Below are 17783 nucleotides of genomic sequence, written 5' to 3' on the forward strand. Positions count from 1 at the left end.
TCTTATGTCATAAAGGACTATCACATATATAAAATTTCATAACAAAGGAGGGGATTCTTCCATTACATTGCCCCTCCAAATCTATATAAATCATTTCCACAATCTATCTAACTGATTCGAATAAAAATCAATGGCTTTTCGATAACTCAAAATAGCAGGATCGTTTGTCGTCTCAGTTAAACAGTTCAGTAATATTTCCATCGCTTTGCTATGTTCCTTCAAATTATACAAAGTCATGGCATAAAACGTTTGAATGGCTTTATTATGCGGATAAGCTTCCATCGCATGCAGGAATATCTGTTTTGACTTTTCATATTCCCCTAAGGTTCTGTATGTACTTCCTAATCCTAGTAAAGCGTCTTCTAGTTCTTCTGAAGACAATCCTAACTCAATGGCCCTTTCATAAAAAAAGACAGCTTGTTTTTCTTTTCCTAACACATCATAACTCCAAGCACATTGATAATGGATGGAGGCATGGTCTGGATACTCTTCTACAAGACGGGTGAGCATGTCATTGGATTCTTGAAGATGTCCACTTTCTCGAAGTTCAATGGCTTTCAGAAGTTTCGTTTCCATTACATCACCCCTATTTTTTAAGATGGAAAGATGTGTTTACGAGAACACTTTCTCATTCCGCTCAATCATCCGCGTCATGTTTTTCTCAAACTCTAGCTGTTCCTCGGTGGTCAGTCCTGAAGCTGTCAGTTGATCGCTCAGCTTTTGGAGTTCTTCTAGTAAAAGACGCATGAGAAGCGCACAGTCAATTGGTTTTCCAGTTAATTCTGATAGGGATGCCATCGTATCCGGCTGTATATCAGGGAATACCGCTTTCACCTCATGTCGTTTATCCTTTAAGGCCACCTCATAAAAACGGCGAATCAAATCAGCTCGTTTTCGACCGCTTCCATCTGCACACAAATAGATTTGCACAGCGACCCCTCCGCGTAATCTACGCTGAGAAATGCCGGCAAATTTCTTTCCATTGATACTCAAATCGTAGCTGCCTGGACAGTAAGAGCCGACAATTTCATAGGCTTCAATGTCCACCTCGTACATTGACAGCATCCGGCGGATCAATTCCACCATCGCATCATACCCGCGGTCAATATCAATGCCCTTCTTTTGTTCAGCAAAGATTAAAGACACATTCAGTACGCCTTCATCCAGTACCACAGCAAGACCGCCTGAATTGCGCACAATCACACGATATCCTTCATCCTCAAGCAGCTTTACACCATCTTGGAGAAAAGGAAGTCTTGTATCCTGAATCCCAAGCACAATCGTATTGTGATGCACCCAAGAACGGGCTGTCGCTGGTGAGAGGCCCTTCCCCACCGACGCGCAAAGCGTATCATCCATCGCAAAGGATTGCTTTGGGTCTACATAGAGACCTAGGCTCGATTGATCTATGATTCGCCATGTCGGCTGTGTCAATAACTCAATAGGTTCATTTTTCATGTCCTGCATATCCTCTCGTTCATAAACTGTGTTTATTATACCATGGGAGGAATGGAGGGAGAATGCAAAAAAGCTCCATAACATTTGGCGTCACAGAGCGTTTCAGTTAGATGATTTTGTTTTCTTATTCTTCCTTTTCGAGATGAAATAAAAAGCTGCAATTAAAACGACAGGAACCCCAACCACGAGGCATGCAGCGATCAATGTATTCCACGGCAAATTGATCATCTCCTTAATAGACTAAACTTCTATGAAACAGCCCTCATTTACCCAGCTCAACAAGTCTTCAGCCACCAATTCCGCATGCTGCGGGTCCATCACACCAGCATCGACGATCCACACTTTTTTCTCCTCTTCTGCCTGCCGCATGAGAAGTACTCGCCCGCCGCCATCGTCGCCAATGGCTACATAGCTGCTGGCATAATGATGGACTTCCCGCGTTGTATTGCGTTCCACTATGTCCTCAGTTCCGTATAGTAGAACATCGCCTCCAACAGAACATCCATTTGTCTGTTTCAACAATTCCTTATAAGCATGGGGCAGCACCATGTTTAGCTGGGATTCTGCCTCTTTGATATGTATGTCACTTGCTGGTTTGTTCACGTGCAAATTTAGGATTTGAGTTAAATTGAGCATTTTAAGAGCCTCCTCTATGTTAAGCAGCTGATTTTTTCATGACCCTTTTATACATCTTTAAAAGAAAATAGCCTCATCTAGAACTATAGACAGCCATTTTATCTATTACAGCATTTCTTTTAGCAAACTCTCTGCTTTATGTAATTCATCTAGAAAGGGGTTTAAATAATCATTGTAACTATCCAAATAAGCTCTCACCCCGCCAATGATCAACATCTTTTGGAGATCTTCATTGTTCTGAATGATCCTTTGTGCATTTTTATATCTTTTGTATATTAATTGGAGAACACCTTGATTGATCTCTTTTGAATATTCTTTTTCTAGGATGTTGATGACGGTTTGGATTTGTTTCGTTAGTTCTTGTTTTTTGTTCATTGAACGCTCCTAAAGAATCTGCATTTTTTATTCTCTTGTCAATTCAACAAGCAATCCCTGAGTGTATCTGATCATTATCGTTCTTAAGCAGGTATATCGATTCAACTATTATTATATTTCAAATAACCCTTAAAAGTTTATAGACTTTCAAGGGTTTAAAGACATCATCTCTTACTAATAAATATCAAGTCGTTGACAATTAAAACTTATAAAATCGCCTTCATTTATATCTCCTGGTAAATTGTTATCCAATTCTAATAAAAGTCCGCCTACTCTCACTTTTTCATCATGCTTATCAATTAATTGTCCTAAGAAGCTATAGCTAAAATTATCATCTAATTTTTCAATTCTATACTCTGACAATTCAGCTTTCAATAGGTCTGACACATCTAAACAATAAATAGGCTCTAATAGTTCACTTTCTTCACGGTAATTTAATGGTTGAGCAAAACACATTATTTCCAGTTCACCATCTGTTACAATCACTTCAGCTTCTGAAGCTTCTTGTGAAATCCAGTTTATTTTTTTATTTTCAATACGATCACCCTTTTTTACTTCTTTGTCTTTACCCCTAAACTTGGTACTTTTCAGAAAGTTCTTCAGCACAGAGTAAGTTAAAATGCTTGTAATAAGTCAAATAGTGATGATTGTCTGTGGGCCGGATTGATAGTAAAGAGAAAAGTAAAATCAGATATAGCAATCAAACTTAGAATGACCTTCACAGAAACATTTCAAAAAAGCACAAGCTTACATTCAAAGATTATTTAACATTGCATCAAATAAAGTAGAAAAAGAAAGAATATCTTTTTTATTAACAATAATAAACATTTAAAAACCCTCAAAGAGACTCAAATTAATTCTTTTTGAGGGTTCATCTATTCTATTTCAACCCTACTTTTACTTCACCATCATGAAAAACTTCAATCGCATATCCAGAAGATAGTGAAAAAATCCACGTATCAAAACTGACAGCTGTAACATCATCTATAGCTTCAAATACTTTATCTAAAGTAGATTGAATAATTGGTAACGTCCCTTCATCCCAAATTACATAAACAATATCACTGTACTCATTCAGTTTTTGATTCAAAAAGGATCGTATTTCATCGAATGTATCCACTTGCTCATAAGAAGATATCTTCCTCCATTCAATTTGACCCCAATCAGTAAATGGAAAAGAATTTTCAAAATCATTTAATATTTGCTCTCTATTATCTTCATATAAAATATGTACATCCTCACCTAGTGCCTCAATACACTCATCTAATAAACTCATCTAAAATCTCCTTATCTATTCAAATGTTTTAATAAAGATTTAAAAGTGCTTTCATTACCCTCAAATGGAATAGCAATCTTTCGAGCATTCGCCCCTTTACCATTACGAAAATCTTCAATATTTATATGTGGTCCCTTTTTAGGGTCATAATCTAATCTCCATCTTACTTTTCCGTCAGCGGACTGTCTACCAACGACTTTACCATATCCAGCACTCGACTTAAGCGTACCTGTATATGGTTGTGAATTGGGTCCTAGGTCTCCAACTATGTCTACTGTCTTATTTCTAGCTTGCTCATATGTTTTAACTTTATCTAATAATTGTTCTCCTCTTCCAATACCCTTTACTTTCTTCTCAACTTTCTTAGCTGCTTTCTCCCCTTTAATAATCTTAAAAACATATTTCCCCACTTTAACAATGGTGGTGCTTGGAACCATGTACACTCCTGATATCAAACGATCCATATCCGCGACTTTATCACCTGTTATCGGATCTCTTCCTGTAATAACCCGAATTGCATCGTTTATTCCTGTAAATTCAACCGCTTTATTTAAGATATTTTGGGGTTTATCGCCTGTTTTTACATCAGAAATCGGTTTAACGCTCTCAATCGTTACTTTGTTTTTTTCTGATATTCGTAACCGATACAGCATTCCATCTCGCATGACGTCAACCGTTTTGGCATGTTCGAAGTTGATCTTTTTGTACTCATTTATGTTGTATACTTTTCCATTTAAAGTTAATGTGGTTTGATTGATTTTACTAGACGGCGTTTCCCGAACAACCGTCTCCACATTCGCTTGTTGTTTCTCTTTTAGTTTCTTCAGCATGATGATCATTGGATTGTCTTTTGGGTTGTCTATTTTGTCGTTCAATCCACTGATGGTGCTGCTTACTTTTTCTTCTTTTCCATCTTTGAAAATAGACCCCTTTTGATAGCTCGTAATGTCGATTTTAGGGCCGGTGAACATGGTACTTAAGGTATCTATGTATTGCTTCATTGTTTGAAGGGAGCTTTTGGTTTCATGTAAAGCATTTGTCTGCTCCCTGTCAAATGCATGAAGCAGACCAATGGTTCTTGAGGTCTCAAGCCATGCCTTTTGATAGTTTTGCTGAAACGCTGATTCGTCTACACTTGGCAAGTGAACAATATGACCAACTCTGCCGATGGCGTGGTTTACCTCTGATACGATTTCAGAAATCGTACGTTCAGCTTTTTTTAAGCCTTGATCAAGATCATGTTCGATAAACGCTTGTGAGATAAAGCCGTGCTCGTTTGATTCTAGTGCATGAAGAGCCTGCTTTGTGTTTTTCAATGCAGCACTATATTCCTCAGTGACGACCTGAAAGAATTGCAGGAAGGGAATATGGCATTCTGTATAAAAGGCGCGGATGGCTTGTCCTGCCTTTCCCTTTAGTGCCCCATCGAGTGAGATGATGTGATTAATTTGTTTTTCTATGGAGCTGATTTGCTGTGACTGCTGATTTAAAGCATTCAGCGTTTGATCTATTCCGTTTATTAGCGCAAAGGCGTCAAGGGTTTTCATTGCGTTCTCCTTTATTTTCTTTTACTGCTGGAAGCAAGCGCCTTGTCCGTTTCAATCATGGTGTTCACCGCTTGTTCTGTTTGTACAAGCTGTTTCTGAAGGATGCCTATATAGGAATTACTTAATTCGTTCAGCTGTTGATTGATCTTTTCTAATGAGTCTGCTGTCAGGAGCTGATTTCTTCCTTTGATGGTTGTTGGAAGGGCTGCATTCATTTGAGCGCCTGATTGTTTTGCTTGCTGTAATACTCGTTTGACCTGACTGGCATCTATTTTAATTTCTCTCGTCATGTGACTACCCTCTTTTTTCTTCCAGTTGTTTCTGCTTTTCTTTCTCTATTTTTCTTTCAACCGAATGAATTTCATGTTCTAACGATTGGATCTCTGATGTTAGGTCATTGATTTTCTCATCAATTCGATTTAATAAATTGGTTAGCTGTACACTTTTTATCTCTTGACTGGCGGAAGCCATTTCGTCTCGAATGTCATCAAACGTGTCTGCCAAATGGCCAAACCATGTATGTGATGTCAGATCTGGATGAGTGATTTTCTTGCTGGCATCTGACAGGGTTGATTTTGCCTCTTTGATTTCTTTGCGGCACATGTTGAGTTCGATGATTTGTTCTTTTTTTATAGATATATCTGCCTTTAATGAATACAAGGCTGTTTTATAACCGATGATTGCTCCAGATATCGTCAAACACCTCTATTCCTTAAATAGTCCTCCGTTATGTTACCATTTACTAGAACAAGAGGCATATGATTGAAAGTGAATTTACCAAAAAATGAATCGTACGTATTGGGTTTTAATACCTATTTCTCGCGCACAAAAGCTGAATTCATTTACTGAATCCAGCTGTTTATTGCTTATTTGAGCGAATCACTCGCTGATGCTGATGGATGATCGCTAAATGAGGTGTCTTTCTTTTCAGGAATATAATTGAGAGAGAAACCAACAAGACTAAAAAAGGCACTTAACACCAGTGTTGGGTTTTTGAATAGATTCGTACTCGCAATAATCATATCTCCCTTTTGCAAGAGAATCCCTAGTATTTGACCGAATACCAACAGGGCTCCTGACGTTAAGAACAGGACAAGCAGCACTTTAAATAATAATTCCATTAATGCTCTCATGTGTTTCTCCTTTCTATACTGGAAGTATTCCCATTCCGATGAGCCAGCCAATTCCCACGATTGGCAGCATATAGTAGAGAATCAGTGGTATAAAGGTTTTCTCAGGTTTGGCTCCTGCAAGACCAGAAGCAATGAAAATCGATCCTGATGCCGGAGGGGAAGCGCCTTCTGTCGATGAAAAAGCAAGAATGGCGACAACAGCCACAACTGGATCAACTCCGACTGAGACTAAAGCTGAAAATGAGACAAGTCCAACAGCTGTTAATGTAGCTGTTGAAGATAATGGCCCAGCCACCAGCGTGACAAGAATTCCCACAATGAGCACCATGAGCCACTTCGGAATGGTAAGTACTGATGTGATTTGCGTCAAATCTTCTGCCAATCCTAATTCAGCAAGCACCTGACTTGCTGCAACAGCAAACAGCATCAAGGCACCAATCGTTGTAAATTTAGGAATGGCCGACTTGAAAAACTGAGACCAATCTAGTGCAGAGGCCTTTTTCCTTCCAATTGTTAAACTAATCAACATCATGAGAATCGGAATCCACGTAATTAAAGAAATCTGATCCATTGCCTCTGGTCCAATGTTTGGATTACTTTTTAAGTAGTTTGCCAGCGGGCCTATTGTGATAATGATAGGAATCAAGGCACCGAAAAAAATAAAGATCGACTTCCATCCTTGTTTCACAGCTTCCCTAAAAGGAAGAATATCATCTGGCGGCATGGCCTGAATTTTATTCTTTTTCACCAGAATATACACCAAAATAAATCGGTATACGACTTGATACAGTCCTCCTATGAGAAGCGCAATATATAAATCTCCTTCAGATACAAGGGCTGCAATTGGTGCAAAACCCAGCATGATAAACATGGAAGAGTTCGGAGGCAGTGCTGCTCCAAGTCCGCCATTCCCTGCTAAAATGGTCGCTGTATGGGTTCGGCTCCAGCCTGATTTAATCATCCAAGATGCCGTGATAGAGCCAGTGGCAGCTGTGTTTGCAGAATTTGAACCTGAAAGAGCACCTAAGACTGCTGAGCCTAACGTACTCATATAAGCCGCTCCACCAGGAAGTTTACCTACAACCGAATTTAAGATTCGCAAGAGTGCATGAATTAATTCCAGCTTTTCAATCAAATAAGCCATGAATACAAATGCGACAGCTGCATAGAGCACCTCATATGTGGATGCAAATTTTAATCCATCCCAGAAAAGTCTTAATGCATCCAATCCGCCAAATAATGTGGTTGCAATAAAGCCCAATAGCATGGCTTCTCCCATATTCCGTTTCACGACGACATTCCATACAATGATGACAGCTATGAATACAATCAACGCAATAAAACCCATATCGTTTTTTCGCCTCCCCTTCGTTAAATAAAACGCTTACAATTCATTACCCCTGCTGTATCACGTCAATGACTTCTTCCCAGCTGGCCGGCTTTTTCCCATTAAACCGTTCAACGAATTGAAAGTCTGCTAATCTCTCTAGCTTCTGTTGCGCTGCCCGAGACATGCTGGCATCAACCTCTGCTTCATCTAACATTTCAATAGAGCCAAGAAGCTCGATCGCTCGTCGTTTTGCATGTAATGCACTCCCTGTCACAAGACGGTTCATGGTCTCTTCAAAACTTTTGCTATCCATTGTATCGCTTAATGAAGAAATCACTTGTTGTTCCACATTATATTTTTTGGAAATTTCCAAAAATTCAATCATGAGACCAACGATCCCCTTCATATAAACGCTTCTGATCAGCTTTAAGGCAGAAGCATCTCCTGGCTGGTCACTGATTTTTGTGATATTCATGCCATAAGCATTCATTACTTTCATGAATTGGTCGGTTCCACTGCCGCTTGCCGTGATCGGAACCTTGTGTTTGTTGACTGGAAGAGGCCCTAGCATGGCAGCATCTACGAATAGAGCTTTTTGCTTTTCAATTTCGTTTGCCACTTGTTTTTTGATGTCTGGTGTTGATGCTGACACATCTACATATAGTTGATTCTTTTTCAAACTTCCCGTTACAGATTGTGCCACTTCTAAGGTTTTATTCGCTGGCACAGCTGCAATCACAATATCAGATTTCTCAATGACTTCGCTGATACTGCTGGTTAATTGAACTCCTGTCTGCGATGCTTTTTCTTTCAACGTTCCAGCCAATTTCTCATTTTGTAAAAGTACATCATACGCATAAAATTGATCTAATCCTTCTGTTTTCAATCCCGTTGATAGCTCATATGCTGCTTCTCCATAACCGATAAACCCTATTTTCATCACCGATTCTCCCCTATTCCTGAAATTTTTTCAATTTGCCTGCCAGCCATGCAGGTGCTAAGAGACTAGTGTCTTGCTTTCCTTCGTCCACATACTGTTGAATCGTGTTTAATCTCTGATTTTCATACGCTTGTTTCTCTTCCGCTAGTGTGAGCAGGTGTTCCGCCTTTTCCTGTGGAACGATGACGACTCCATCATCGTCAGCAATGACTAAATCACCTGGTGCTACTTTAACACCGCCGCACGAGATGGTTTGATTCAATTCCCCAGGACCATCTTTAAAAGGTCCGTTTGGCATAAACCCCTTACTGTATATCGGAAATGCCAGCTCCTCTAAAGAGAGTTTGTCGCGAACAAGCCCGTCTATCACGATCCCTTCTATACCTACAGCCTTTGCTGAATGTGCCATCAATTCCCCTAAATATGCATGACCTTTATGGTCTTTTCCATCAACAATCAGTACATCTCCTTCTTTAGCAGAGTAGATCGCTTGATGAAGAAATAAATTATCCCCTGGCCGTAAGCTAACCGTAAAAGCTGTCCCTACTATATTCATGCCTCTTGCAACAGGTTTAATTTGATGATCCATCGCTCCGGTGCATCCCATCACGTCTGACAGCAAGGTTGAGTTAAGCTTTCTTGCCCGATCTATTAGATCATTTGACACGAATTGAACAGTACTCATTGTTTCCATCATCCCCTTTGAGTTATATTCGTTACATTAAACTTTATTAAAGTAATATATATTACTTTCGTGACACGATCATACCATCTCGATTTTATTTAGTAAAGCGCTTTCATAAAAATTAAATGAAAAAAATGAGTCACCACACGACTAATGTGTTGTGTGATAACTCATTTTCGTTAACATATGATTGATTTGATCTAAACGAGGTTTTGTTCTTTCAGGGTCATTAATGGCTAAGGCACTTAAAATATAATCTACGATAAAGATAGCAGATACGACAGAGTTATGAGAGCCCACACTTGCTGAGGAACATGGTAATACATATTGTGCATACTTAGTTAGTGGAGAGCTGTAGCTGTCTGTAATTAAAAGCACTTCCACCCCATATGACTTCGCTGCCTCCAGCAAGTCCTTTATACGCTTTGCATAGCGAGGATAGCTGACCGCTATAATGAAATCATCAGATTGAAAATGAACGAGATCATCCACCCAGTCGCTTTTGTCCGCATCAATATATTGACAGTTCCCCAATAGCCGATTGATTCCAAATGACAGATACTCGCCAACAGGTCTTCCACTTCGGACACTTGTACATAGAACCTGGCGGGAGCTGGCTATTTTTTCAACAATATGCTGAAAGGTTTCTTCCGTGATATTGTCTAAAGCGTACTGGATATTTTGAAATTGCAGGTCTAAATGATTATGCAGAAGCTTACTTTTATTTGAATGCTTGAGGTTCGCTTCAAGTCTCGTTTGAGGGGCAGCTTTATGCTTCATGTTTGATTGAAGCTCTTTTTGAAGCTCAGAGAAACCGGAATACCCTACAGCAGCAGAGAATCTCATGATGGTAGCTGTACTCGTCCCTACTTTTGAAGCCAATTTATCTACAGTTAAAAACGCGACCTCCATCGGATTGTGCACGATATAATCTGCAATTCTCCTTTGTGCCTCTGTTAATCCCGCGACCTTATGCTGAAGCTTATGTATTAAATCGTTCATTATAGCACCTGCCCATTCTATCGGCTTTATCTACGATCAAATTTTTTCTTTTCCCCTATATTGTACACATTTGTCATCAAAAAAACAGCCAGCACGAATCTATCGTACTGGCTGCCTTTGTCGAGATCATTATAATGCTTGAGCTGCTGTGATCAGCGCAAGGTTGTAAACGTCTTCGGCATTACAGCCTCTTGAAAGATCGTTTACTGGCTGGTTTAAGCCTTGCAGGATAGGACCTACAGCTTCAAAGTTACCTAAACGCTGTGCAATTTTGTAACCGATGTTTCCAGCTTCGAGGCTAGGGAAAACAAATACGCTAGCATCACCTTTGATCACGGAATCTGGCGCTTTTTTCGCTGCTACTGAAGGAACGAAAGCTGCATCAAATTGGAATTCTCCATCAAGTACAAGCTCAGGTGCCTTTTCTTTTGCAATGCGAACTGCTTCAGATACTTTTTCTGTTTCGTCTGATTTTGCTGAGCCTTTTGTAGAGAAGCTAAGCATTGCCACACGTGGTTCGATATCAAACATTTTTGCTGTGTTTGCACTTTCGATCGCAATTTCAGCTAGATCTTGGCTGTCTGGAGCAATGTTGATTGCACAATCAGCAAACACATACTGCTCTTCGCCGCGAGCCATAATGAAGACGCCAGATGTTTTCTTTACGCCTTCTTTTGTTTTAATGATTTGAAGTGCTGGACGCACTGTGTCAGCAGTTGAATGTGCCGCACCGCTCACAAGTCCGTCTGCAAGACCTTTATATACAAGCATTGTACCGAAGTAGTTTTCATCTAGTAATGCTTTTCTTGCTTGCTCTTCTGTTGCTTTGCCTTTACGTCTTTCGACGAAAGCTTGTACAAGCTCTTCAAAACCTTCATATGTATGAGGATCATACACGTCAACACCATCAAGTGTAAGACCTAATTCTTTTGCTTTTGCTTCAACTTCTTGTTTTTTACCTACCACAATTGGCTGTAATACTTTGCCATCTGCTAGTTTTTGAACGGCTGTTAGAATGCGTTCGTCCATTCCCTCAGGAAAAACGATCTTTACTCCTTTACCTGCAACCTTTTCCTGAACTGTTGAAAAAATATCTGCCACTACAATACCCTCCTTGATTTTACAAAAAAAGCGTTCTCTTTTAAGCATACTCTTCTTCTACCTAAATTCAAACTACCAACTTATATTATAGCGCTTACAAATTAAATTCTTATTTTTCAAACTAATTTAATCAATTTTGATAAAAGCTGTTTTCTTCGTTCAAGTTTTGATCACATCTCCATTTGGACAAACTATGTTATAGTTGGAACAGATGGAAAACTGTTAATAGGAGTGAAAGAAATGAGCGAACAACATACAACAAATGAAGCAGCTCAAACACTAGATGGCTGGTATGCGCTGCATGATTTTAGAACGATCGACTGGACAGCTTGGAAGCTGCTGACAAGTGATGAGCGCCAAGCCATCATTCATGAGTTCACAGGTCTATTGGAAAAATGGAAAACAGCTGAGCAAGATAAAGCTGGAAGCCAAACAATCTATAGTATTGTCGGCCAAAAAGCAGATATTATGCTCATGATTTTACGTCCGACAATGGAAGAACTAGGTGAAATTGAACTTGAATTCAACAAAACACGACTAGCAGAGTTTACGATTCCAGCTTATTCGTATGTTTCAGTTGTTGAGCTCAGTAACTACTTAGCAGGAGGCGGCGATGGCGGAGATCCTTACGAGAACCCGCATGTACGTGCGCGCCTATATCCAGAGCTTCCTTCTTCTCAATACGTGTGCTTCTATCCAATGGATAAAAGACGTTCTGGCAATGACAACTGGTACATGCTTTCCATGGATGAGCGTAAATCTCTTATGAGAAGCCATGGCTTAATTGGCCGAAGCTATGCTGGAAAAGTAAAACAGATCATTACAGGTTCTGTTGGTTTTGATGATTATGAGTGGGGCGTTACCCTTTTCTCTGATGATGTGCTCCAATTTAAAAAATTGGTTTATGAAATGCGCTTTGATGAAGTCAGTGCACGCTATGGCGAATTCGGTTCCTTCTTTGTTGGAAACCGATTAGCAAACGAGCAGCTGGCGTCTTATTTCCATGTATGATAAACTCTTAAGGCTTCGGATCTTTCCGAAGCTTTTTTATGTATTTGTTTAGAAAGGTGATCACATCATGAAAAACATCATTTTCAGGATAAGTAAGAAACAAAACTAAATGAACATCATTTTATTTCTTTAGCCTGCTTTCAATAAATTGAAGTGTGTCAGCTGCTATTTTATTTCTAGATAGTACAATTCCAGCATGCCCACAACTGTATACGTGCCTTTTAGGTTGATTCCAGCTATTCCACAGAGTATCAGCATCGTTTATGTCAATATACATGTCATATTTCCCTGATATTAAGAGTACATTTTCTTTGTCTACGAGAAGTTTTGCTTTACTTGGGTTCATAATATCCCAAGCTTTGTCGAGTTCTTCATACGTTGCCCCATGTTCCTCCAGATCTCTTCGTATATACTTCCCAGGAAGAGTGTTCCAGATGGAATGTGCAATATTATTCGCATAAAAAGCTGATACAACAATATTCACATCTTTCTCCACTGTTGCTAATAAGTTTGTTAGCCACCCTCCTAAACTAATACCAACTACGATTATTTCTCCACCTTCATTTTCCTTGATCCATTTAATCAGCCCTCTAAGTTCAACAATAGCTTGCTGGGAGGATTGCACTGTTCGACTTATATTGGCGCTAATCATATGTTCACCAGAATATGTTGAATTTTGTGGTTCCCTATCGAAATGATAAGGCAGCGTGTAGTAATACATATTCCAATCATAATTTTTAACGATCTGATCATGATAAATCTTCTTAATTCTGCCGTATGAATCCATGCGCCATCCATGTACGAAGATTACATTGGGCTTGTGCTTAGACTCTTTTCGCAAAAACACTTCCCCAGAAACCTTGTCATTCTTATCTTCACCAGATTTGATGCTTGAATTAAAAGAAAATATTCCACTTTTTAAGTTTGCTGTATGGTTATCAATGTGAAATTCTAAATCAATTGGCTGAGCACTAAAAAAACGATCCCTGTTACCTACGTCAATAGGCAAATTATTACAGTGACTTTCTTTGCTTCTTATTCTGTGCATATCAATTAATGCTGCGTAATCTATTACTTTTAAAAGCTTCAAAAAAATTAACTCCTTTAATCTCAAATTATTACTATAAAGGCTTTCTATCACGCTGAGCTGAAAGAAGACAAAGGGCTAAAATAAAGATCATTTAGCCCTTTGTCAACAATCTGAAGCTTTTTATTTCATCACGGTCATTTCTGGCTCTTCTATTTGTTTCAAGCGTTCCTGAATAGGGTGAGAAAAAGAGTGCTCTGACAAGACAATATGGGAGACGGTTTTTGTAAATCCAGACACTTCTTGAATAAAGGCTTCAATTTCTTCAAGAGACGAAACTGACAGCTTAATGAAAAAGCAAGACTGTCCTGCCACTCGATAAGCAAAAAAAGCGCGTGGGTGCTCGTTCATAAAAGCCACAAAACGCTGATACTCCCCATTTAACACCGTAACTTCCAGCAGGCAGTCAATCAGAAGCCCTAATTTTTTATAATTGACCTGAACAGAATACCCTTCGATAATCCCTGCGTCCTCTAATTTACGCACTCTTTCTGCTACCGCAGGTGCTGATAAATTCACTCGTTTGGACAATTCCCTCATGGATAAGCGGGCATCTTCTCTCAATTCATTTAAAATATGCACATCAACATCGGTGATTTTCATTCGTACCTCTCCTATCCAAAAATCGTTCCATTTGAAAAGTATTTGATGATAATACTTATGATGCGAAATGTAAAATAAAACTAAATAATGGTAGAATTTATTTTAACGGAATTGAATGAAAAAGCAAGTATGGAGGGATCACTTGATGAAAGAATCTTTAGACAGCCAGGCTTCTAAAACATTTCCCATCACACTTGCCATCGCACTCACACTTGGCGTTTTTGCGGCGGGATCGGAGGAACTGGTGATTTCACCACTGCTGCCTGATTTATCAAACTCATTTCAGCACTCTCTTGATGTTCTCGCTCTTTCCATCAGCATTTATGGGTTAGCTGTGCTGGTTGGAGCTCCGCTTCTCGTTCCTTTAGGGGACCGGTATTCAAGAGAGCTGTGTTTGATAATTGGGCTGTCTTTCTTTTTGATTGGAACAGTGATGTGTGCTGCTGCCCCAAATTTGGCCGTGTTTTTTACCGGCCGTGCTATTTCTGGGCTGGCGACTGGTGTATTTGTGCCAACAGCCTATGCTCTTGTGGGGGACCGGGTTCCATATGAATATCGCGGCAAAGTGATGGGACTCATTGTCTCGAGCTGGTCTCTTTCTCTTGTCCTTGGTGTGCCCATTGGCGCTTTTATCGGTCAAAGTTTGAACTGGCGCTGGACATTTTGGATTTTCGCCATGATGAGTCTCGTTGTCCTGCTGCTCGTCATCCTTGAATCTAGAAAACAAGTCGCCACAGCTGATAAGAAGGCACCTCAAGCTAGGGAGAAATCAGGTTCTTTATGGGGGGCTTTGAAAATCGACCGTGTCCCTGCCTATTTGACCGTGACATTTTGTAACATGCTTGGATTTTATGGCATGTACTCATTTTTAGGAGCTTACCTGCAAAGTTTGTTTTCCGGAGGGCAATCAACAGCTGGACTTCTGATCATGGCTTATGGCGTTGGTTTTTCCATGAGTATATTTACCGGGAAATTAGCAGATTGGTTTGGCAAAACACGGTCTCTTTTCTTTGTGCTGGGCGGGATTGCGCTCGTTCTTGCCTTACTTCCTTATGCACCGTTCTCATGGACATTGCTCATTTTCGCTTTATTTATTTGGGGTGCCATGCAAAGTTTATCCGTCACGCTTTTGAGCACCGTCCTGAGCGACTGCTCCCAAACCCACCGAGGCAAAGTGATGGCTTTTTATAGCCTTGCTTCCAATCTAGCCGTTATGCTTGGGTCCGCTTTAATGGGACCTGTTTATGTCCATTTCGGCTATCATACAGTAGGACTTGTATGTGCACTCATTACGCTTGTTGGTTTTCTCATCAGCTTCATCAGCTATAAACGTGAAAAAACCTTACAGCAGAAACATAAAAACACCTTTGAAACGTGAGCTCATTTCACTGCACATCTCGATATGTGCAGTTTTTTAGATCAATTTTTAATATTATTATAAAATACATTTTTTATAAATTATGTTGACAATTACCAATTTTATTTTTTATAATCTAGTAAAAATTTGAAAAAGATTGGATGGTAAACATGATCTTAAAGAATGATGTTTTTCATTTCAAAGAAGAGCCCATCGTTTCACCTAAGATGTTTACAGTCAATACATTAGGCCCTAAGGGGACAAGCAGTGAATATGCAGCAAAACATTTCATCTCTCATTCCACCACTACACTCGGCACTCATACGAAACTATCCCTTTACGACACATTCGAAACTTGCATTGAACATACTCTCTCTAACGCACTCCAATACACTCTCGTTCCACACGCATACGAAGGAATTAAACACTTCTACATGAGACCTGACCTGCAGCTTTTACAAATATTCAGATGTGACACGCCCATGTATGGTTTGGCTGTCAGACCAGATTTCCCCTTTCAAGAACAAATGCTTCACCATTTAAAAATTGTTTCTCATCCTGCACCTGTGAATTTGATTCAATATTTTATTCATCAAAATGCTGAATTTGAGCTTGTCAATTCCACAAGTACAGCCGCACAAAAAGTAAGAGACGGCGAATTTGATTTCGCTTTAACCAATGAGGTGGCTAGAGCTACATACGGCCTCACCTTCATTCGAACATTTAAAAGCATTCCTATGAGCTGGTCTATATTCGGAAAAGGAGAGATGTAACATGACAACTGAACAAAAGGTGCAAGAATTATATTTTCCTCAAGCGAAAAAACGAGAATGGGATAATGGTGTCATCCAATATTCTACTGTCAGAGGCGATACGGAAGTGTTAATTTCACACGTCCCTCCTCACACGATCATCGAACCTCACGAGCATCCAGAAGCACAAATCGGCATCGTATTAAAAGGCGAGCTTCAAATGACGGTCGGCCAATCGACCCAAGTGCTCACCCCATTAGAATCAGCCTATATTGCACCACCATTCGTTCCTCACGGCGCATCGAATCTGACAGATGAAGAAGTGATCGCCATTGATATTAAGAGATTAAAAGATGGCGAGGAATATACGGCTCCTCCTACTTATTTCTTAGACATTTTCAAAACGCGTGATTTGCTTCCTGGCATGGAAGTGACTTTTTTTGTTGAGGACTGGATGGAGCTTATGATTGCTAACATTCCGGGAAATGGCGGGGAAATGCCTTTTCATAAGCACCGTAATGAACAAATTGGGATTTGCATTAGCGGTGGATACGATATGACGATTGAAGGCTTTACAGAGAAGATGGAATTTGGCACGACCTACTTCTGTGATCCAAAAGAAGATCACGGCGCCATTAATCCAAAGCCAGAAGCATCAAAGTCTATTAATCTCTTCTTCCCTCCACGCTATAACCGCTTAAAGCCAAAAGCGTCTAAGGTGAAGAAATGAACATTGCCGGAAAAGTCGTCCTGATTACAGGAGGTGCGTCTGGGATTGGGCTTGCCGCCGTCAAGCTTTTCCTTGAACACGGAGCAAAAGTAGCTGTGGCTGATATTAATGAAGATAGCGGTAAACAACTCGTTGAATCATTGCCTCATGAACATGCTGCGTTTTTCAAAACAGATATTACAAATGAGGCTGACTGTCAAAAAACCGTTCAATCCGTGCTGAGCCAATTCGGGACAATTGATGTGTTGATTAACAATGCAGGCATCGAAATTGTCTCACCTATTCACGAGATGACACTGGAAGATTGGAACCACATTCTACAGGTCAACCTGACGGGTGTATTTCTCATGAGTAAGCATACATTGCCGCATATGCTTGAGAAGAAAAGCGGGAGTATTATTAATACTGGATCTGTAGGAGGTCTCGTTGGCTGGCCTGACATTCCTGCATACAACGCAACAAAGGGCGGTGTCATCCAGCTCACCAAATCGATGGCGATTGACTATGCCGCTCATCAAATCAGGGTGAATTGTATCGCCCCAGGCATCATTGATACGCCATTAAATGAAAAATCCTTTTTAGACAATCATTCAGAAAGTCTTGAGGTTGTCAAAAAGGAAAAAGCAAAGGTGAATCCCTTGCTTCGTCTCGGAAAACCTGAAGAAATTGCGGGCGTGATGCTGTTTCTCGCCTCAGATCTATCCAGCTATATGACTGGAAGTGTTGTCACAGCAGATGGCGGATACACCGCTAGATAAAA

At 40.0% G+C, this 17783-nt stretch carries 22 protein-coding genes; 5 read left to right on the forward strand and 17 right to left on the reverse strand.

Features of this window, described 5'->3' with window-relative positions; translation table 11 throughout:
- Positions 1-90 precede the first annotated feature (90 nt).
- The 15 genes from NST59_RS17425 to pta all read right to left on the reverse strand — a co-directional run bounded on the left by NST59_RS17425 (position 91) and on the right by pta (position 11483).
- The gene (locus tag NST59_RS17425; protein ID WP_047202590.1) at positions 91-576 is read right to left on the reverse strand and encodes a tetratricopeptide repeat protein; all 486 of its coding nucleotides are present in this window, start codon (positions 574-576) and stop codon (positions 91-93) included.
- Positions 577-612: 36 nt separating this feature from the next.
- Positions 613-1458 (reverse strand): lipoate--protein ligase family protein, encoded by an 846-nt coding sequence (locus NST59_RS17430; RefSeq protein ID WP_058838518.1) that lies wholly within the window; start codon positions 1456-1458, stop codon positions 613-615.
- 240 nt (positions 1459-1698) lie between these two features.
- Positions 1699-2112: an SMI1/KNR4 family protein gene (locus tag NST59_RS17435; RefSeq protein ID WP_332606913.1), complete on the reverse strand. Its 414-nt coding sequence runs from the start codon at positions 2110-2112 to the stop codon at positions 1699-1701.
- 87 nt (positions 2113-2199) lie between these two features.
- Positions 2200-2469 carry a hypothetical protein gene (locus NST59_RS17440; RefSeq protein ID WP_064498876.1) on the reverse strand — a complete coding sequence of 90 codons (270 nt, stop codon included), beginning with the start codon at positions 2467-2469 and terminating at the stop codon, positions 2200-2202.
- A 174-nt stretch (positions 2470-2643) separates the two neighbouring features.
- Positions 2644-3006, reverse strand: a complete 363-nt coding sequence (locus NST59_RS17445; protein ID WP_106025648.1) for a hypothetical protein — start codon at positions 3004-3006, stop codon at positions 2644-2646.
- A 343-nt stretch (positions 3007-3349) separates the two neighbouring features.
- Positions 3350-3745, reverse strand: coding sequence for a CDI toxin immunity protein (locus tag NST59_RS17450; RefSeq protein ID WP_106025496.1), 396 nt, complete (start codon positions 3743-3745; stop codon positions 3350-3352).
- A gap of 11 nt (positions 3746-3756) precedes the next feature.
- Positions 3757-5292 carry a T7SS effector LXG polymorphic toxin gene (locus NST59_RS17455; protein ID WP_247543887.1) on the reverse strand — a complete coding sequence of 512 codons (1536 nt, stop codon included), beginning with the start codon at positions 5290-5292 and terminating at the stop codon, positions 3757-3759.
- An 11-nt stretch (positions 5293-5303) separates the two neighbouring features.
- Positions 5304-5582, reverse strand: coding sequence for a YwqI/YxiC family protein (locus NST59_RS17460; RefSeq protein WP_073978845.1), 279 nt, complete (start codon positions 5580-5582; stop codon positions 5304-5306).
- Between the two features lie 4 nt (positions 5583-5586).
- Positions 5587-5985: a YwqH-like family protein gene (locus NST59_RS17465; protein ID WP_099663812.1), complete on the reverse strand. Its 399-nt coding sequence runs from the start codon at positions 5983-5985 to the stop codon at positions 5587-5589.
- A 173-nt stretch (positions 5986-6158) separates the two neighbouring features.
- A complete protein-coding gene (locus tag NST59_RS17470) occupies positions 6159-6425 on the reverse strand; it encodes a hypothetical protein (RefSeq protein WP_039182253.1) in 267 nt (88 codons plus the stop codon).
- 13 nt (positions 6426-6438) lie between these two features.
- Complete coding sequence (locus tag NST59_RS17475) at positions 6439-7773, reverse strand: TRAP transporter large permease subunit (RefSeq protein ID WP_341040863.1); 1335 nt, start codon at positions 7771-7773, stop codon at positions 6439-6441.
- 46 nt (positions 7774-7819) lie between these two features.
- On the reverse strand, positions 7820-8695 hold the full coding sequence (locus NST59_RS17480) for a prephenate dehydrogenase/arogenate dehydrogenase family protein (protein ID WP_341040864.1): 876 nt from the start codon (positions 8693-8695) through the stop codon (positions 7820-7822).
- A 13-nt stretch (positions 8696-8708) separates the two neighbouring features.
- On the reverse strand, positions 8709-9380 hold the full coding sequence (locus NST59_RS17485) for an RraA family protein (protein WP_341040865.1): 672 nt from the start codon (positions 9378-9380) through the stop codon (positions 8709-8711).
- Positions 9381-9530: 150 nt separating this feature from the next.
- The gene (locus tag NST59_RS17490) at positions 9531-10382 is read right to left on the reverse strand and encodes a MurR/RpiR family transcriptional regulator (protein WP_341040866.1); all 852 of its coding nucleotides are present in this window, start codon (positions 10380-10382) and stop codon (positions 9531-9533) included.
- A 129-nt stretch (positions 10383-10511) separates the two neighbouring features.
- Positions 10512-11483 (reverse strand): phosphate acetyltransferase, encoded by a 972-nt coding sequence (gene pta / locus NST59_RS17495; RefSeq protein ID WP_024423792.1) that lies wholly within the window; start codon positions 11481-11483, stop codon positions 10512-10514.
- A 240-nt stretch (positions 11484-11723) separates the two neighbouring features.
- Between pta and hemQ the strand changes: the two genes are divergently transcribed.
- Positions 11724-12494 (forward strand): hydrogen peroxide-dependent heme synthase, encoded by a 771-nt coding sequence (gene hemQ, locus NST59_RS17500; RefSeq protein ID WP_024423793.1) that lies wholly within the window; start codon positions 11724-11726, stop codon positions 12492-12494.
- Between the two features lie 121 nt (positions 12495-12615).
- Here hemQ and NST59_RS17505 read toward each other — a convergent pair whose 3' ends face one another.
- Together NST59_RS17505 and NST59_RS17510 are read right to left on the reverse strand one after the other, a co-directional pair.
- Positions 12616-13584 (reverse strand): alpha/beta hydrolase family protein, encoded by a 969-nt coding sequence (locus tag NST59_RS17505; protein ID WP_341040868.1) that lies wholly within the window; start codon positions 13582-13584, stop codon positions 12616-12618.
- 120 nt (positions 13585-13704) lie between these two features.
- Positions 13705-14184 carry an Lrp/AsnC family transcriptional regulator gene (locus tag NST59_RS17510; protein WP_047202792.1) on the reverse strand — a complete coding sequence of 160 codons (480 nt, stop codon included), beginning with the start codon at positions 14182-14184 and terminating at the stop codon, positions 13705-13707.
- 145 nt (positions 14185-14329) lie between these two features.
- Between NST59_RS17510 and NST59_RS17515 the strand changes: the two genes are divergently transcribed.
- The 4 genes from NST59_RS17515 (at position 14330) to NST59_RS17530 (ending at position 17781) form a co-directional block, all read left to right on the forward strand.
- Positions 14330-15562, forward strand: a complete 1233-nt coding sequence (locus tag NST59_RS17515; protein WP_058838509.1) for an MFS transporter — start codon at positions 14330-14332, stop codon at positions 15560-15562.
- 149 nt (positions 15563-15711) lie between these two features.
- A complete protein-coding gene (locus tag NST59_RS17520; protein WP_024423797.1) occupies positions 15712-16314 on the forward strand; it encodes a bacilysin biosynthesis protein BacA in 603 nt (200 codons plus the stop codon).
- A 1-nt stretch (position 16315) separates the two neighbouring features.
- Entirely contained in the window at positions 16316-17023 is a 708-nt protein-coding gene (locus NST59_RS17525) for a cupin domain-containing protein (protein ID WP_058838508.1), read from the forward strand.
- Positions 17020-17781 carry a glucose 1-dehydrogenase gene (locus NST59_RS17530; RefSeq protein ID WP_144489897.1) on the forward strand — a complete coding sequence of 254 codons (762 nt, stop codon included), beginning with the start codon at positions 17020-17022 and terminating at the stop codon, positions 17779-17781. Before NST59_RS17525 ends, NST59_RS17530 begins: the two co-directional genes overlap by 4 nt.
- Positions 17782-17783: the final 2 nt, after the last annotated feature.

The sequence above is a fragment of the Bacillus sp. FSL R5-0439 genome (genome assembly GCF_038008805.1).
Taxonomy (GTDB): Bacteria; Bacillota; Bacilli; order Bacillales; family Bacillaceae; genus Bacillus; species Bacillus safensis.

Coding starts and splice junctions, on each gene's coding strand:
- NST59_RS17425 (WP_047202590.1), bottom strand. CDS start 576: ATGGAAACGAAACTTCTGAAAGCCATTGAACTTCGAGAAAGTGGACAT.
- NST59_RS17430 (WP_058838518.1), bottom strand. CDS start 1,458: ATGAAAAATGAACCTATTGAGTTATTGACACAGCCGACATGGCGAATC.
- NST59_RS17440 (WP_064498876.1), bottom strand. CDS start 2,469: ATGAACAAAAAACAAGAACTAACGAAACAAATCCAAACCGTCATCAAC.
- NST59_RS17450 (WP_106025496.1), bottom strand. CDS start 3,745: ATGAGTTTATTAGATGAGTGTATTGAGGCACTAGGTGAGGATGTACAT.
- NST59_RS17455 (WP_247543887.1), bottom strand. CDS start 5,292: ATGAAAACCCTTGACGCCTTTGCGCTAATAAACGGAATAGATCAAACG.
- NST59_RS17460 (WP_073978845.1), bottom strand. CDS start 5,582: ATGACGAGAGAAATTAAAATAGATGCCAGTCAGGTCAAACGAGTATTA.
- NST59_RS17470 (WP_039182253.1), bottom strand. CDS start 6,425: ATGAGAGCATTAATGGAATTATTATTTAAAGTGCTGCTTGTCCTGTTC.
- NST59_RS17475 (WP_341040863.1), bottom strand. CDS start 7,773: ATGGGTTTTATTGCGTTGATTGTATTCATAGCTGTCATCATTGTATGG.
- NST59_RS17480 (WP_341040864.1), bottom strand. CDS start 8,695: ATGAAAATAGGGTTTATCGGTTATGGAGAAGCAGCATATGAGCTATCA.
- NST59_RS17485 (WP_341040865.1), bottom strand. CDS start 9,380: ATGAGTACTGTTCAATTCGTGTCAAATGATCTAATAGATCGGGCAAGA.
- NST59_RS17490 (WP_341040866.1), bottom strand. CDS start 10,382: ATGAACGATTTAATACATAAGCTTCAGCATAAGGTCGCGGGATTAACA.
- hemQ (WP_024423793.1), top strand. CDS start 11,724: ATGAGCGAACAACATACAACAAATGAAGCAGCTCAAACACTAGATGGC.
- NST59_RS17510 (WP_047202792.1), bottom strand. CDS start 14,184: ATGAAAATCACCGATGTTGATGTGCATATTTTAAATGAATTGAGAGAA.
- NST59_RS17515 (WP_058838509.1), top strand. CDS start 14,330: ATGAAAGAATCTTTAGACAGCCAGGCTTCTAAAACATTTCCCATCACA.
- NST59_RS17520 (WP_024423797.1), top strand. CDS start 15,712: ATGATCTTAAAGAATGATGTTTTTCATTTCAAAGAAGAGCCCATCGTT.
- NST59_RS17525 (WP_058838508.1), top strand. CDS start 16,316: ATGACAACTGAACAAAAGGTGCAAGAATTATATTTTCCTCAAGCGAAA.
- NST59_RS17530 (WP_144489897.1), top strand. CDS start 17,020: ATGAACATTGCCGGAAAAGTCGTCCTGATTACAGGAGGTGCGTCTGGG.